The organism is Kitasatospora sp. NBC_01560, assembly GCF_045208415.1.
Taxonomy (GTDB): domain Bacteria; phylum Actinomycetota; class Actinomycetes; order Streptomycetales; family Streptomycetaceae; genus Kitasatospora.
Genome location: NZ_CP109364.1, coordinates 4,245,856 through 4,260,709 on the forward strand (window position 1 = coordinate 4,245,856; position 14,854 = coordinate 4,260,709).

Genomic DNA, 14,854 nt, shown 5'->3' on the forward strand with positions numbered 1-14,854 from the left:
AGAACGCCCCGGGCCAGTAGTGGCCCGGGGCGTTCTGTGTTTTCCGGCCCGTTGACCTGGACCGGAGGCTGAGCCCCCTGTCGGGTTCGAACCGACGACCCCCGCTTTACAAGAGCCTCCGAAGGTCTCACGGTTCATCCTCCGATGTCCCCGCTCTTCCCCTCCGTCGCAGGTCAGCAGGCATGTGACTACTCCTCGGACCACTGCCTATCACGGGGCTTCACGATCCTTGTGTCCCCACCACGTCCCCATGGGGACGCGTCTGGAGACACTGGCCAACCTCTGCGGCACTCCCCCACAGGTCAGCTTCGGAGTACGAACCCGGGACCAGGGCTTCACCGTTCCGGAGCAAAACGGCTCCGCCCCCGGTGCTCGGGGGCGGAGCCGTTGGTGACCGCTACTGCGGGTCAAGGTCTTCGATCATCCTAGATCAGCTGTTCGCTTGGCCAGGACCATCCACCATCTGCTCAAGCTCGTACTCCGCCCGAACCCTCCGCAGCTCGTCCAGCGTCCCCGCCAGGTTGCCCTCGGTGATGAACAGCTTGTCCAGCAGTTGGGCCAGCCGGTACCCCGGCCTCACGGCCTGCGCCTCGCGCAGGGCGACCACCGCCATGGTGGTGGACTTGTCAAGCCAGCAGTTCCAGCTCAAGAGGGTCAGGGGGATGGCGGCGAGGTATCGGCGTCGCGCGCCGGTTCGTGCGGCGAGGCCTTGCCACAGATGGCTGGCGGCAGGGCGTTCGGCGGCTTCGCAGTACGTCATCGCCAGGTCTCGGAACTCCCCGTCTTCCAAGGCGATGAGGAGCTGGGCCGCCTGTTCGTCGCTGGGGCTGTCCCCGGATGCGGCACCGGCGAGGCATGCGCGCAGGAGGTCGTACCGTGCCCTCTCGGGGAGGGGGTTGGCGGCGGCGGCGCTCAGCGCCGCGTTGAAGCTTTCGGTGTCGGCGTCGGCGGCCGGGCGGATCTTCGCTTCGAGGACGGAACGGCTGGAGGCAACGGTGCGGCCTGCGACGATCATCGCGGTGCCGACCGGCCCAGGGTTGTCCATGCCGCGCACCGGACGTCCTTCCGGCGGGCAGCAGGCCGGCTTGGTGCAGTCGTACGAGCTCCACATGCCGTCGACCACGAACATGGCTTCCAGGACCTCGATTGAGGCTTCCTTGGCGGCTTCGATCAGGAACTTGGCGATGGGCGCAAGGGCGTCAACGACGGTCGGTCGATCGGCGTTCGCGTCCGTGTCTCGGTAGATCGCGATCACGAGGTCGGACAGCTTGACGCGGTGGCCGGCGTAGACCTCCGTGATCGCCGCCAGAGCTGCGGTTGCGGCGTGCTCGACTTCGCTGAAGTCGGGGAGGGACACCCTGATGATGCCTTGCATGCGGCCGTCGGTGGCGATTCCAGCGAGGACGATGCTGTTCTCGGGCTGGTATCCGAGTTCGTAGGGGATGTACTCGGCGAGGTCGTCTGGTCCACGGAGTTGCGGGGTCATGGGGCTGGTCACGTGGTGTTGTCCTTTCGGGTGGTGGGCTTGGGCAGGCGGGTCAGTCGCGCTCGGGGAAGCGGCTGCTTCTCGCGCCACTTGGGGGCGGTGGCGGCGTGCTTGGGCTTGACGGTGAGCGCGCGGATCAGGTGCTTGGTGGCGAGGGTGAGCAGGGCCTTGTAGGGGTTCGTGCTGGTGCTGAGGTTGAGGACGGCGTGCCAGGTACGGCCGGGCTGCAGGCGCGCGTCCAGGGCGGTCTGGGCCTTGGCGGCTTCGGACGGCGTGGTGGCGGCCGGCAGTTCGGGCAGCGGTCCTGCGGTGATCCAGGTCTGAATGCCGTGGCCGTGCGGCTGGAGGCGCAGGCCGAGGCGGTGGCCGTCGGGGTGGGTGAGGTAGATGGCGCCGGGTGTTCCGGGGATCGAGGTGTCGATGGCCCAGCCGGCCAGTTCGGCGGCGAGTTGCCTGGCGTAGGCGTCGGGCGGTTCGGGCGTGGTCATGCGGCCTCTTCTTGGGGTTGGGTGAGGTTGGTGAGGAGGCGCAGCGCCTTGCGGTGCGCGGCTTCGGTGGCGGCCTGCTGGAAGACGCGGTTGCGGTGGGCGATGATCGCGGCGCGCTCGGCACGGGCCCGGGTGGGCCAGTCGGGCTCGGCGAGCGAGTCGGCCTTGGCGACGACGACGTTGGGCCCGAGTCCCCAGACCATGGAGTTGACCGCGCAGCAGGCGACGGCCAGTTCGTCGATGTCGTTGGCGTACCAATGGAGGTCCGCCGGGTTCTGTCCACGGTCGCGGATGTGGTTGGCTGCGGCTCGGAGCATGCCGCCGCTGCCGGCGGCCGGGTCGTGGAGGCTCATGCCGGGAGCGACCGGGGTGCCGCCGAGGAGCACGCTGGCCAGGAGGTCGCACACCGGGTCGGGTGTGTGGAACTCACCGTCCGCGAGGCGCTTGGCCTTGCTTCGCATGTCCATGATGAGGCGTGAGAGGACGTCGGTGTCCGAGCGGCGGCCGGGGTCCTTGTGGCCGGTGACGTCGAGCAGTCCGCTCTTGATCGCGGCGTGGGCGACCTTGTGGGCCGCGTAGGCGAGATCGGCGTCGGGCTCTTCCTCGTTGAGCCAGTCGTGGAGCGGGCGGGCGCGCTCGATCAGGAAGGGCTCCTGCCACCAGCGGATGCCCCAGATCTCGCGCAGCATCGCCGTGAGTTCGTCGGGGCTGAGCGCGAGGATCTGGTCTCCGAGGTCGGGTCCGCCCTCATCGACCGGGGCGACCAGGGCGAGCGCGGCGACGACGCCGATGGGTACGGCGTGCTGGGAGCCGCCTCGCGCCCTGAACCAGGCGTCGGTGACGTCCTCCGCGAGGCGGTTGGCGATCTCGCGGTGGCTGGCGAAGGGTGCGCGCCGGTGCTGGCCGGTGCGGGTCTTGGGCTTGGGGGGTTCAGCGGCGGCCTGCTGTGCCGCCTGGACCCAGGCGGGCAGGGGGCGGGGTACGACGAGCGGGGCGGCGCCGGGCAAGAGGGCCATGTTCATCCTTTCTGGTGCCTTGAGTCGTGCCACCTATCTCTCGGGCGCCGGGGGCTGCGCGCGGGCAGCCCCCGGCCTCCGAGGCGGTGGTGCGGTGGATCACGCGGGGTGGTGTTCGTCCTTGTCACGGGCGGCCAGTGCGGCTTGGACGTGTTCGGGCGGGCATGCTCCGAGGAGGTCCGTCCCGGTGTCGGCGCGGGTGAGCCAGCCGGCGAGGCGCAGGACGTTCTCGTAGCCGCCGGCTCCGCCTGCGAAGCCGGGGCGCCTCGGGGCGTCGCGGTCGGGGGCGATGAACACCCATCCGGGAAGTTCGGCATCCGCGGGGAGGACCTGGAAGCCGCTCCCGCGCGGGGAGTCGATCGGGGGCAGGCCTGCGGCGATGAGGATCGCGACGGCCGCCCGGACCCGGGGGTGGCCTGCGTCCCCCGGGGCGCACCCTGCGGTCGGCGCGGGGTGCGGCGCACTGGGGTGCGCGGCCCCGTAGACGGCTTCCACGAGTTCGGCGTCGGCCTCCCGGCGGAGGAGCCGGAAGGAGGCGGCGGCGATCAGGCTGACGGCGTATCCGTCGGCGAACGCCATCCGCACGTACGCCTCGGAGCTGAGGCTGGGGTGGTACTTGTTCCGGTGGGCCTTGAGGGCTTCGCGGATCGTCCGGTAGCCGAGTCCTACGACTTCGGCGGGCAGGTTGAGCTGGTCGGCCAGTCTTTCGACCGCGCTGGGGCGGGTGTTCATGGTGTTCGTCCTTCGCTTACAGGTCCGCCCCGGCCGTTGGGCCGGGGCGGAGGGGCTGGGTGGGGTGGGGTGGCGCCCCGGCGTTCGCCGGGGCGCCCGCCGGTCAACGGCGCTTGGGGCGGGGGCGACGTCCGCCGCAGCCGGCGTGGCCGCAGCCGCCGCAGAATCCGCCTCGGTTGCATTCGCACGGGCAGGCCATTTCCGCTTCCTTTCTCCGGTTCGGGCTCTTCCCGAATTCCATACTTATATCTTAGTCGCAATAGCCGCCTATTCAATAGCTGGCGAAGGGGAATTCAATAATTAATTCGACATTTCAGTTGCCGTAAATTCCGCCGCTTTCTGCGCCTTGCGGCGGCGGCGTTCGCGCTGGTAGTCGCGCTGCGCCTGGCGGCACGCCGAGCAGGCCCGTTCACCACGCCGGGAGTGCGCGCGGGCTCCGGCCGGGGTGCCGCAGGCAGCCTGGAGCGGGGGCTCCTCGGGCGTGGGACCGACTCCGTACGCGGAGGCGATCGCCCGCCCGTCGAGCCAGAGGTGACCGCCGCACACCCCGTCGAAGCCGCTCTGGCTCGGCGCGACGCGGGCGATGCACTCGGCGCGGACCGGGCAGTCCCGGCACAGGGCCAGGAGCTCGAACGCGTCGGCGAGCATGGCGAAGCGGCTGGCGGCCGGCCCGTCGGCGGGGGCGAATCGCAGGTCCCCCCGGCACGGTGCGCGGTCCGTCCAGCTCGTTCCGGCGGCGGTCACGGAGGTCAGCTCAGGACCTCCATCAGGCGGCTGCCGAGGAACGAGGCGGCGTTGACCGACACCGCGTTCCCGGCCTGCTTGGTCCGCTCCCCCTTGGTGCCCTTGACGATGTACTCGCCGGGGAACCGCTGCGCCCCCAGCTGTTCCTCGGGCTGGAGCATGCGGAAGTGGCAGTCCTCGACCGCCTCGGCGAGCGAGGCGAGGCCGGCGGAGTCGCGGGTGGAGAGGGTGTGCACCGGCTCGGCCGCCGTCTTCACCGCAGCGCGGCGGTACGGGATGACCAGGGTGTTGCGGGCCCGGTCCTGAGCGATCCGCCGGGTCGCGCCGGGCACGGTCAGGCCGTGGTGGCGGGCGGTGGCGATCGTGGACAGCGGCTCGTCCAGGGACCGCGCCGTGCCGTTGCGCCGCATGTCCACGACGAAGGGCGGCACGGTCACCAGCGCCTCGGTCTCGCGCGTCATGCGGGTGCGCATCGGCTCGGCCGTGCTCTCGGGGCTGTCCGCCCAGGTGCCGCCCACCGGCACGAGCAGGCCTTCCCCCTGCTTGGCGCAGCGCACGGGCAGCGGCATCTCCCCTGCGGCTGTGGCCCGGCCGTCGTGGCCGCCGTGGTTGAGGGTGAGCACCGAGGCCCGGTCCGGGAACAGCTCCAGTCCCCGGCGGATGCGTTCGATGGTCTTCGCGGCGAGCGGCCTGGACCGGTCCCCGATCCGCCCGCCGAGGTTGGACCAGTCGATGACGTCGGCCGCCGGGCGCACATACGGTTCGACGATCGCGCGCCGGCATGTGGTGTTCGGGCAGCGGAAGTCGTACTGGGAGCGGTACTTGCCGATCGTGCGGCCGTTGCGCCAGGTCTGGACGGCGTCCACGTCGGTCCCGCACCCGAAGCAGTGCGCCCGCGGGCTGACCGTGAGATCCGGCAGGCGGACGCCCTTGCGGGTGAAGACGATGTACAGCCTGTCGCGCCACTGCGGCGCGGGAAGGTTGCCGGGCCCTCCGAGGTGCGCCGAACTGGCCGAGACGATCTGGTGGTTGTAGCCGAGCAGGGTCATGCCGTCCAGCCACCACCTGAACAACGGCCAGTCGGTGGCGAATTCGGTGACGTTCTCGACCACGATGGCCGAGTAGCGGTGGACCTCCGCCGCGCGGATGACATCGGTGGCGGTGACCCTGGTCCGGACGAACGCTTCCGCGTCGACGGGGCCGTCCTCCAGGAGGAAGAGCTGCCCTTCGGGTATGCGGCGGCGCCCGCCGGCGGGCGATATCTCGGTGCAGATGGGGCTCGCCCAGAGCACGTCGGTCTTCGGCAGGCGCCGCATGTCGAGGCCGCTGGTGTCGGCGAGCAGGTGATCGGCGAGGCGGTGGTTCGCCGCGTGGGTTTCCAGCGCGGTGCGCCAGTGGTTGATGGCCAGGACGAGCGAGAAGCCGGCCTCGACGAGGCCGGTACTGCTCCCGCCGGCCCCGCAGAACAGGTCGGTGAAGGTGAGAGACATGGGGTTCCAAGAGGCATGGGCTGGCTCGCCCGCCCGGGCGGGCGAGCCAGCAGTGGGTCAGCGCAGGGACGGGCAGTTCGCGGCGCGGGCGAGAAGGAGCAGGCGCATCTGCTGTCCGTGCTCCTCGCCGGACCGGCGGGCGGCCTCGGCGCGGGCGGTCAGCTCGTCGACGGCCGCCCGGGTGGCCGGGTGCTCGAACAGGCAGGGGCAGGCGGCCGGCTTCCCGTCGCTCCGGCGGTCACGGCCGATCGCGCGGGCGAGCGACTGCTGGGCGTAGGCCATGGCGCGGGTCAGCGGTGCGGGCAGCGCGCGCCGCCGCGCGCGCAGTCCGGCCGTCGACCAATTGGGGCCGAGTTCGGGCACGGCCCAGAAGATGTCGCTGGGCAGGCTGCGCAGGGCGGGGTGCCGGTGGCTAGGGGTGTGAGCGACGGCGTCGCCGTCGGACTGCTTGATGTCGTCCATGAGAGGTCTCCGGGTAGGCCCGGCCCGCCGAGGGGCGGGCCGGGCGGTGCATCAGCGGGAGGTGCGACGGTGGGCGCTGCGGGGCGCGGTGCGGCGCGATGCGCTGCGGCGTTCCCAGGCGAGTTGTTCGATCGCGGTGGCGGTGAGCAGGCCGAGCGCCAGGAGGCCGGCGGCGAGCAGGCCGAGGGGGATCACGGGGCCTCCCGGTTCGCCGGGTACGCGTCCGGGTGGAGTTCGGCCAGGTCGACCCAGGCGTGGAGGAGCGTTATGCCGCGGTTCCACAGGCTGCGGGGCCAGTCCGGGCACGGGTGGCTCCACAGCTTGTGGAACCCAGCTCGCCGGAGGTCGTCGAGGTAGAACTCGTAGGACGCTGCGGCTTTGGTCTGGTCGGGGTACCGGCCGATGAGCGCCGCCCCGTCGAACGCGTTGCCCTCGCGCTCGTTGGAGAGGACCGCAACAGGGTGCGCGTCGCACTGCGGTTCGACGATGCCGGCTCGGGCCAGGTACTGGTCCGTCGCGACCAGCAGCGGGGACACGATGGTGCTGGCCGGTGCGGCGGGCCCGCTCGGGGTCGAGTCGTAGACGAGGACGCTCGCCCGCTCGCCCTTCGGCTCGTGTTGGACGATCCAGTTCAGGACGTTCTCGGGGAGGAGCGGGAGGCCGGTCTCGGTGGTGATGGTCAGTCGGCTGCCGTCGGGGAGGGCGGCGACGATGCGCCGGTTCTTCTTGGCGGCGTTCTTGATGTCCACCACGAAGCCACGAGCGCGCAGCGGCGTGATCAGGTGCTTGTACTTCTCGTGGACGAGCCACCAGGTGGGGTCGGAGGAGCGGCCGGGGGGCCAGGGTGCGAGGTTCATTGGGTCTCCAAGAGGGGCGCCGGGCCGCCGGGCGGCCCGGCGCCGGGGGGTCAGACGGCGGTGATCCGCAGGACGGAGATGTCGGGGCCGAGGGCCCAGACGGACAGGCGGAGGGCGGGCTGGGGCTCCGGGCCCTCGACCGACGGCCAGGCCGGCGCGTAGAGGCGCGTCCACAGCTCGGCCGTGAGCTTCTGGCTGTGGGCCTCGAACACCTCGCCCGCCTCGGTGGCGTTCGCGCATGGGTGCGCGTCCGTCTGCGAGCCGAACGGGGTGTAGATCGTGCTGAGCACCTGGTAGGTGCGACTGGGCCGGAGGGCGGAGCGCAGCCGCTCGATCCGGGCGAGCACCGGGTCGACCTCGCCACCGTTGCTGCGGTGCGCGCCGTCGGCGGTCGAGTTGTAGAGCACGGTGGCCGGCCCGTTCGTGCCCTCGGGCTGGCGGCTGATCAGCCAGCCCCTCACCTCACGCGGGTCGTGGGGCAGGCCCTCGGCGGTACCGATGTGCAGCTCGGTGCCGTCGCCGAGGGTGGCGCGGATGAAGTAGGCGCCCTCGGACAGCTCCACGTCGGTCACCCAGCCGTTCTGGCGCAGCGGGGTGATCAGGTGGGCGTAGTTGGCGTACAGGGACTGCCAGAGCGCGTCGTGCACTCGGTAGTGGTCGGGCCGGGGTGCGAGTTTCGGGTTGTACGACATCAGGTCTCCAAGAGGCCAGACCAGTCAAGTCGTGCCACCTATTTCTAGGGACGAGGCACGAAACTGATTCGTCTGGATAGCGGGCTTCAGGGGACCTTCCCGGCGATGCTGCCATCGCCAGGAAGGCCCCACTTGAGTCGTGCCACCTATCTCTAGAGTGACAGGAGCACGATCACGGCCGGACCGAAGGTCAGTCGCAGCGAGATCTCGAAGACGATGTCTCCGTCATAGAGCGAGCAGGTGGCGACAGGCAGGCCGTCGCGCACCTCCAGGGAGACCGCGCCTTCGGCGGGAGCGGCCAGTTCATACGCAGTGCGGGTGAGCTCGGCGGCCGCCTCGGGCAGCGACAGCGGCCCCTCGGAGACAGTCTCCTGAAAGCGTTCGCCGCAGTTGTGGTTGACGGCTGCGATCTCCACCAGGTAGCGGCGGGGAATCTGAATGGTGCTCACTCGACCCTCCGATCGATTGGGATTCCATTGAATCCGTTACTTATATCTTAGTCGCATACCTACCTGGGTCAATGGTTTTGGATCAAGGTTTCGCGCGGGTACGGGCCGCCCGGGCGATGTCCCTTGCCGCCTGGAACGCCTCCGCCACGGCGACCGGTTCGGAGTCGATCCGCTGCCGCCGCTCGCGCTGCTCCTCGGTGAACGCCCGGAGCCAGTCCTCGTCGTTGCGCCTGTCGGCATCGGCCAGCGCCTTGCGCTGCGCCTCGCGCTGCGCCCGGGGGCTCGTTCCACAGCCCCGGCAGTTCGCCGCCGGTTGGGTGTGCTTCGGGCACCCCGAGGCTTGCCCTCGGCGAGGTTGCGCAGCGGACTCCCCTGCGGCGCCAGCTGCGGGGGTAGGGGGGAAAGGAAGGGAAGAGGAAGGAACAGGAAGAACAGGGGTTTCCGTGGGGAAACCCCCGGGGTCACCCGGCGGAAACCCCGGGGGTTGCCGATGGGAAACCCCCGGCTCCCCGGTGTCAGGGTTCCCGATCGGCAACCCGGCCCCATCAGGGTTTCCCTCCGGCAACCCCGGCGCTCGACCCTTCCGGCGCCGAGAACCGCCGGCCTTGAGGTTGCCGATCGGTGACCCTGCGGCCTCCGGGTCGGGCGCGGGGGCCGACGCGTGCGGACTCTGCGCCCGCGCCTGGACGTCGGCGCGCGTCCGAGCGGGGGCGTCCGGCTTCTTCTTCGACTCGGGCTTCCGCGCCAGCCGAGGGTTCTTCGGGGCGCTCTCCCTCCTCGTACGGCGGGCCTCCAACTCCTCCGTGCTCGGAATCGGGGGCACCCCTTCGGGGAAGACCCGGTACACGGCGCGCTGCCCCGACCGGCCGACCGTCACCCGCTCGACGAGGCCACGGCCGATCAGATCGGTGATGATCGTCAGCACCGTCGGCTTCTCCACCATGGACCACTCGATCAGGCGGGTGAGACCGGGCGCCGAGAGGCGGGTCTGGTCGTCCGCCGAGTCGGCGAGTTTCTGGAGCACCAGCTTGTGGGTGCTCCCGCCCACCACCTCCTTCTCCAGGTATCCGGCAACGACAAACAGGTGGATGCTCACAGGTCCCCTCGGGTGGCCAGAGCAGCCCCGGGGCCCGCGCACAGACCCCGGGGCGGTGCACTGGGATCAGGTACGGGCCGGACTGACGTTGATGGACCTGGCGGTCTTCGCGCCGGTGTCCCTCATCGGGACGGCGATGCCCTCCCCCTTGAGGAAGGCGACCATGGCGTTCACGTCCGGCGCCATCGGCACCAGCACGCCGGCGTCCTCGTACAGGTCGACCATGGCTTGCTCGTCGGGGCGCTTGACCGGATTCCCGCCGCTCCAGGACAGGGAGTTGGGCCCGTAGGTGCCGGCCTTGGTCTGGTCGATCTTGGCGCGAGCCAGCTTCTTCACCGCCTTGCCTGCGGTCTCCTGCTCATGCCCACGGACGTAGTCGGCCAGAGCCTGCGCCCGGTCGTCGTCGTCCTTGACCAGCAGCGTCTGGACCGGGATACCCGGGCCGGCCTGCCCCCAGCACGCCGTGAGCCAGGGGCAGTAGTCGCACACCGCTGCCAACCCGGGCCCGTCGTGGTCGCGCGGCAGCTCCTCGGGGTCCTCGACCTCGAGTACGCGGTCGACCCAGAACAGCGCCGCGCTCGCCTCCAGCTCGTCGAAGGCGAACTCCTGGACGTGCTCTGCACCGTTGTCACGGCACACGAACCGGAAGCGGATGCGCTGGACGTCGATCGGGCCGAGCCGGGCCAGCGCCTTCTGGCCTCGCAGATCCGCGAAGCCGTGCTTGCGCAGAATCGCGGCATAGAGGTAGACCTGCCGCAGTTCGGCCTTGGTCGCCCCGTACCGCAGCACGTAGTCCCACTTGCGCAGGGACTTCGTCTTCACGTCCTCCACGGTGACGACGTCCGCCGGGACCAGGGGGCGCATCGCCTTCGGCAGCCGGGCCGCCGTGGCCTGGTCCAGCTGGACGGCATCGACGTGGCCTCGTACGCCGTCGCCCACGACCGTCCGTTCGACCTGCCAGCCGAACTCCTTGCGCGCGTCCTCCAGCATGCCGGCGTGGAGGTAAGTGCCGAGGATCGCGGCCCTGCCCTCATGGACGTCGGTGCGCGCGGCGCCGGTGACGATGTACGCCGCACGGCGGGAGCAGACGGTGTCGGAGGCGCCGAGTTCGGTCTGTCGGGACCGGGGGCGGCGCCGGTCGGCGTTGTGCGCGGCCGTCCAGATGGACGGGGCACCGGGAGCTACACCGTCGCGGGTAGCCGTCAGGGCGGTCATCGCGTGGCCCCCAGACGGCTCCGCACGTACTCGGCGAAGGCCTCCGCCTCGCGCCGGCGGTCGCCCATCATCCGGGACCGGCGCTTGCCGTCCTCACGCCAGATCACCTTCCACCGGCCGCCGGAGGCCGGGCGTACGCGCACGCCGGCCTCGGCGGTCTTCCGGCGCAGCCGCTTGAGGGTCCTGGTGAGCCGGTCGTTCTCGGCGTCGACCTCCAGCAGCTCGTCGTCCAGCGCGTCGATCTCGTCCAGGAGCTCACGCAGGACAAGCTCCAGGTCCGGGACGAGACCGGCGACCACCGACGCCGTCTCCGTGTCCCACGCCCCGGACTGGGGGAACAGCACGGCCAGGTCCATGGACCGGATCGACGCGAGGCGATCCTCACTGATCGGCCTGGTGCTCACGCGCCCACCTCCGCAGAGGCCCCGGCCCCGGCGGCGGCCTTGCGCTCGGCCGCCGCGCGCAGCTTCTCCGCGTCGCTGCCCGGCAGCCCGGGCATCTCCTCCTGCGGGTTGTCGATCTCGGCCGCGCGGCGCTCGATCTCCGCCCGCACCGTCAGCACCTCGTGGCGCGACAGCCCGACGTCGCCTCCGCCGACGTACTTCCACATGCCGGCCAGCTCATCGCGCTTGGTGACGGTGGCGATCCGTTCCAGCCACGGCTGAACGCGGTCGCCGGCGAGCGCGGGCAGCACCCTCGGCTGGGAGTCCTGGGAGCAGCCGAGCATGTCGAAGACCAACGTCTCGATGGAGAACTCGCGCAACTGGCGCGGCTTCTTCCTCTCGACCCGCAGGCGCAGTGAGCGGGCCGCGATGATCTGCGGGTCCTCGTCTCGGCGCAGACGGACCCAGACCGTGGAGTCGAAGCCAAGGTCTTTCTGGGCCTGAACCCTCCACTCGGTCTTGTTCTTTATCGGGGTGCCGTTGTCGTCCACGGCACTGATCTGCTTCCCGCGGGCGAGGATGATGCTGATTCCGGGCAAGGTACGCAGCAGCCACATGACCCGGGCCCAGCGTTCGACGCTGTCGTTCCACAGGTTCATGCTGATGTCGATCGCCGCGTCGGGGTCCGCCTCCAACAAGGCCTTGTTCTTCTTCGTGCGCCGGGCCCGTTCGTGGGTCCAGTTGGTGAGCATCCGCCACAGCGCGGAGCCGCTGTCGATGGTCAGGACGACCGGCGGCTCCCCGGCCAGAGCCGCGCGGCGGGCCTCGGCGTGAACGGCTTCTATCTGCTCCAGGATGTCCCGGTAGGTGCCGTCGTGCTCGATGATCAGGTAGTGGCTGCCCGGGATGGCGGCGTACTCGTCGGCCGAGCCCTCATCGAGGTCGATCCAGTACATCTGGCCGATCTTGTCGGACCCGCTGAACTCGGCGGCCGAGTAGGTCTTGCCCGCCTTTTCCTCACCTTCGATGAGGATCAGCGGCCACGGGACGATGCCGGTGGGACGTCGTGTCTTGAGCTTCGGGCCGGACGGTGCCGGCGCGTTGGGCGCTGGTGCGCTCACGGTGGTCTCCAAGAGGTGTGGTTCAGGCCGCGCGCAGGGCACGGACTTCGAACACGGAGGCCCACTCCGGGTGGCGCTCGATGAGCAAACGCGCGTACCTGGAGCGGAAGTTGTTGTTGAGGCGGAAGACGTCGCCACGGGTGTGCAGCCCGTAGCGCCATCGCAGGATTTCGAACAGCATCCCGATGCCGACGTTGCCGAAGCCCCCGCTCACGCAGTCAGTCGTCAGCTGCTCAAGGGCGTCGAGCACCCACGGGTTGAGCTCGTGGAAGCTTTCGAACTTCTGCTGGATCGAGGCGTCGGACAGGTCCTCGGGCTGCTGGATCTCCACGATCCACAGCCCGGGGATCTCGTCCTGGTCGACGCGCATACCCCACCCCCTAGGTTGTCATCGACATCAGTCGTGCAACCTATCTTGGGGGTGGAGTGCGCGAAGATCAATCCCAATCACTCACAGGCATCGTCCGGGTGGTGCACGGTGCCGCAGGTGCAGGGCTCCAGCGGGAGCGCGCGGGCGGCGACGTCCAGGCACTCCGACAGCCGGTGGACGAACTCGCCCTTCCGGGGGTCCTCGGTGGCCACCTGGACCGCGTCGCCGACGGCTGCGAGCTCCCAGCGGTCCAGCCTCAGGACCGCTTCGTTGCCTTCGATCTGAAAGTGCGCCATTCGGGCATTCCTCTCGACTCAGATGCAAATCCCCCTTGTGGGGTACTTATATCTTAGTCGCAAATGGCCTCTAAGTACACTAATGTCCCTATTTATTCGCGGCCCGCCCCCGAGGGAGGACTACGGCTCCGGGGCCGGCGTACCGGCCCTCGCGCAGGGCCGTCACCACCTCGGGGTCCGGCTCCCACGGCAGTGTCCGCGCCTTCTCCTGCAGCTCGGCGACGGCGCCGAGGACGGTGTCCAGCAGCCACAGCCCACCGGACCCACCCAGACGCCAGTCCGGCGCGGCGAACCGGCCGCTCTCGATCGCTGCGACCAACGTCGGCTGCGACGGCAGGTGGAAGAGTTCCACGATCTCCTGCTGGCCGAGGATCGGCGGCAACTCCTCCCGCGCCGCCGGCATCCAGCCCGGGCCCTGCTCCCGCTCCAGTCGGACCAGGACCTCCTCGTCGAGCGTCTTCCCCCGCCCGGTCTTGCCGAACTCGACGGCGAACCCGAGCGGCCAGTACATCTGGCCCGAGACCACGACCGCCGTCTCCGGGGCGAGCGAGCCGCGGTGCACCCACTGGCGGGGCATCTGCTCCTTCACGCCGTACAGCGCCGCGAACTCCTGGGTTCCCACCAGGTACGGCTTGCCGCGTCCCACCACCGTTGCCCTCCGAGTCTCCTGCCGAGAGGACCACTTTAGGCGTCTGACAGCCGAGCACCCGCTGCTATCGTGATCACCGGTCTTCCAAGAGGCCCGTGAGGCCCCCATCCTGTGCAGGGACGGGGGCCTCACACTTTCACGCCATCTCAGTGGACGCCGGGCAGCGTCGCCTTCCCCGCTTCGTACTGCGGGGGGCGGGCATACCCGAGGAGCCAGCCGAACTTCGGGCTGATGCGTTCCTCCGCGAAGCGGAAGAGCGCGTAGTACAGGAAGCCCGCGACCGGGGCGAGGACGTCGGCCACGGCGCCCGGGTCAAGGTCGAGACCGTAGCGGCCGGCGAGCGCCACGAGCCAGCCCACCAGCGCGGGCACGCCGGTTCGCACCAGCGACAGGTACACGTTCACGGTGTTGCCTCCTTCGTGGTGAATGCCGTCAGGACCACAGGCGCTTCCAGGTCTCGGGCCCGGGGAGGCCGTCCGCGTCGGCACCGGACCAGCCCTGGGACCTCTGGAAGGCCTCCACGTTCCGGCGGTCGGCCTCGCCCCAGTCGCGGGACGGCCCGACCCTGTAGGCGCCGCCGAAGCCACGGCGGACCAGCTGCTCACCGAGGGCGAGCACCGAGTCGTTCACCTGCCCGGGCCCGAAGGCGCCCCGGCCCGGGAACGGAGGCGCCGTGGGGGCCGGCTTCGGGCCGCCTCCCAGAACGGCCGCGACGCGGGCCCGGAACTGGTCCATGTCGATGCCGGCCGGGTCGGGCTTGCCCGGCTGCCACTCGCGGTGGGCGATGACGGATCGTGCGCTCCAGCCGTGCGCCCGGCAGATCGCCGCGGCGGCCCGGACCATGGCCTCGACCTGGACCTCCGGCCACGGCTCGTTGTGCCCGTCGTTGACGCACTCGAAGCCGTAGAACCTGGCGTTGCCGTCGGTGTCCGCGACGCGGTCCGGAGGCAGCGGGCCCTCGGCGATCACCGCCTTGAGCACGGTGCCGTCGCCGAGCCCGGCGTGGTTGCACCGGCCGTAGCCCACCAGGTGGACTCCGCCGTCCTGCGAGATCACGCCGTGGCAGAGCGGACCGGGCAGGCTCGTGTAGCCATCCCGGCAGATCTGCACCGACGCGTCGGTGCCCCGGGTGGCCGTGTGGTGGATCATCACGCCGTGGACCGGGCCCCACGCGCCCTTGTGATCACGGTTGTGGTTGCGCCAGGCACCGACCTCGGTGACGGTGACGCCTTCGGCGCGCAGCGAGTCGAGAAACTGCTGCGCACTGAGGGGTGTTGCCATGTCATGGTCCGCTTCTCCCCCGCGCAC

20 protein-coding genes are annotated in these 14,854 nt (G+C 70.5%); all 20 read right to left on the reverse strand.

Annotation, left to right across the window (positions count from 1 at the left end):
- Positions 1 to 430 precede the first annotated feature (430 nt).
- The 20 genes from OH807_RS18380 to OH807_RS18475 all read right to left on the reverse strand — a co-directional run bounded on the left by OH807_RS18380 (position 431) and on the right by OH807_RS18475 (position 14,827).
- Positions 431 to 1,498, reverse strand: coding sequence for a DUF4192 domain-containing protein (locus tag OH807_RS18380; protein ID WP_406199985.1), 1,068 nt, complete (start codon positions 1,496 to 1,498; stop codon positions 431 to 433).
- Positions 1,495 to 1,974 carry a hypothetical protein gene (locus tag OH807_RS18385; protein ID WP_406199987.1) on the reverse strand — a complete coding sequence of 160 codons (480 nt, stop codon included), beginning with the start codon at positions 1,972 to 1,974 and terminating at the stop codon, positions 1,495 to 1,497. Before OH807_RS18385 ends, OH807_RS18380 begins: the two co-directional genes overlap by 4 nt.
- Complete coding sequence (locus OH807_RS18390) at positions 1,971 to 2,990, reverse strand: N-6 DNA methylase (RefSeq protein ID WP_406199990.1); 1,020 nt, start codon at positions 2,988 to 2,990, stop codon at positions 1,971 to 1,973. Before OH807_RS18390 ends, OH807_RS18385 begins: the two co-directional genes overlap by 4 nt.
- Before the next feature lie 99 nt (positions 2,991 to 3,089).
- The gene (locus tag OH807_RS18395) at positions 3,090 to 3,722 is read right to left on the reverse strand and encodes a hypothetical protein (RefSeq protein ID WP_406199992.1); all 633 of its coding nucleotides are present in this window, start codon (positions 3,720 to 3,722) and stop codon (positions 3,090 to 3,092) included.
- 300 nt (positions 3,723 to 4,022) lie between these two features.
- Positions 4,023 to 4,466: a hypothetical protein gene (locus OH807_RS18400; protein WP_406199994.1), complete on the reverse strand. Its 444-nt coding sequence runs from the start codon at positions 4,464 to 4,466 to the stop codon at positions 4,023 to 4,025.
- Between the two features lie 5 nt (positions 4,467 to 4,471).
- On the reverse strand, positions 4,472 to 5,956 hold the full coding sequence (locus OH807_RS18405) for a DNA cytosine methyltransferase (protein WP_406199997.1): 1,485 nt from the start codon (positions 5,954 to 5,956) through the stop codon (positions 4,472 to 4,474).
- Positions 5,957 to 6,013: 57 nt separating this feature from the next.
- Entirely contained in the window at positions 6,014 to 6,418 is a 405-nt protein-coding gene (locus OH807_RS18410; protein ID WP_406199999.1) for a hypothetical protein, read from the reverse strand.
- 51 nt (positions 6,419 to 6,469) lie between these two features.
- Complete coding sequence (locus tag OH807_RS18415; RefSeq protein ID WP_406200001.1) at positions 6,470 to 6,613, reverse strand: hypothetical protein; 144 nt, start codon at positions 6,611 to 6,613, stop codon at positions 6,470 to 6,472.
- Entirely contained in the window at positions 6,610 to 7,275 is a 666-nt protein-coding gene (locus tag OH807_RS18420) for a hypothetical protein (RefSeq protein ID WP_406200004.1), read from the reverse strand. The genes OH807_RS18415 and OH807_RS18420 overlap by 4 nt, the downstream gene beginning before the upstream one ends.
- Before the next feature lie 50 nt (positions 7,276 to 7,325).
- Positions 7,326 to 7,967, reverse strand: a complete 642-nt coding sequence (locus OH807_RS18425) for a hypothetical protein (RefSeq protein WP_406200006.1) — start codon at positions 7,965 to 7,967, stop codon at positions 7,326 to 7,328.
- A gap of 152 nt (positions 7,968 to 8,119) precedes the next feature.
- The gene (locus OH807_RS18430) at positions 8,120 to 8,416 is read right to left on the reverse strand and encodes a hypothetical protein (RefSeq protein WP_406200007.1); all 297 of its coding nucleotides are present in this window, start codon (positions 8,414 to 8,416) and stop codon (positions 8,120 to 8,122) included.
- A gap of 82 nt (positions 8,417 to 8,498) precedes the next feature.
- Positions 8,499 to 9,512 (reverse strand): hypothetical protein, encoded by a 1,014-nt coding sequence (locus OH807_RS18435; protein ID WP_406200009.1) that lies wholly within the window; start codon positions 9,510 to 9,512, stop codon positions 8,499 to 8,501.
- Positions 9,513 to 9,578: 66 nt separating this feature from the next.
- The gene (locus OH807_RS18440) at positions 9,579 to 10,727 is read right to left on the reverse strand and encodes a hypothetical protein (protein ID WP_406200012.1); all 1,149 of its coding nucleotides are present in this window, start codon (positions 10,725 to 10,727) and stop codon (positions 9,579 to 9,581) included.
- Complete coding sequence (locus OH807_RS18445; RefSeq protein ID WP_406200015.1) at positions 10,724 to 11,131, reverse strand: hypothetical protein; 408 nt, start codon at positions 11,129 to 11,131, stop codon at positions 10,724 to 10,726. The genes OH807_RS18440 and OH807_RS18445 overlap by 4 nt, the downstream gene beginning before the upstream one ends.
- Positions 11,128 to 12,231, reverse strand: coding sequence for an AAA family ATPase (locus OH807_RS18450; RefSeq protein WP_406200017.1), 1,104 nt, complete (start codon positions 12,229 to 12,231; stop codon positions 11,128 to 11,130). Before OH807_RS18450 ends, OH807_RS18445 begins: the two co-directional genes overlap by 4 nt.
- Positions 12,232 to 12,253: 22 nt before the next feature.
- Complete coding sequence (locus OH807_RS18455) at positions 12,254 to 12,601, reverse strand: hypothetical protein (RefSeq protein ID WP_406200019.1); 348 nt, start codon at positions 12,599 to 12,601, stop codon at positions 12,254 to 12,256.
- 77 nt (positions 12,602 to 12,678) lie between these two features.
- Positions 12,679 to 12,897, reverse strand: coding sequence for a hypothetical protein (locus OH807_RS18460; protein WP_406200021.1), 219 nt, complete (start codon positions 12,895 to 12,897; stop codon positions 12,679 to 12,681).
- A gap of 88 nt (positions 12,898 to 12,985) precedes the next feature.
- Positions 12,986 to 13,546: a hypothetical protein gene (locus OH807_RS18465; protein WP_406200023.1), complete on the reverse strand. Its 561-nt coding sequence runs from the start codon at positions 13,544 to 13,546 to the stop codon at positions 12,986 to 12,988.
- A gap of 146 nt (positions 13,547 to 13,692) precedes the next feature.
- Entirely contained in the window at positions 13,693 to 13,950 is a 258-nt protein-coding gene (locus OH807_RS18470) for a hypothetical protein (RefSeq protein ID WP_406200025.1), read from the reverse strand.
- A 28-nt stretch (positions 13,951 to 13,978) separates the two neighbouring features.
- A complete protein-coding gene (locus OH807_RS18475; protein ID WP_406200027.1) occupies positions 13,979 to 14,827 on the reverse strand; it encodes a peptidoglycan-binding protein in 849 nt (282 codons plus the stop codon).
- Positions 14,828 to 14,854 lie beyond the last annotated feature (27 nt).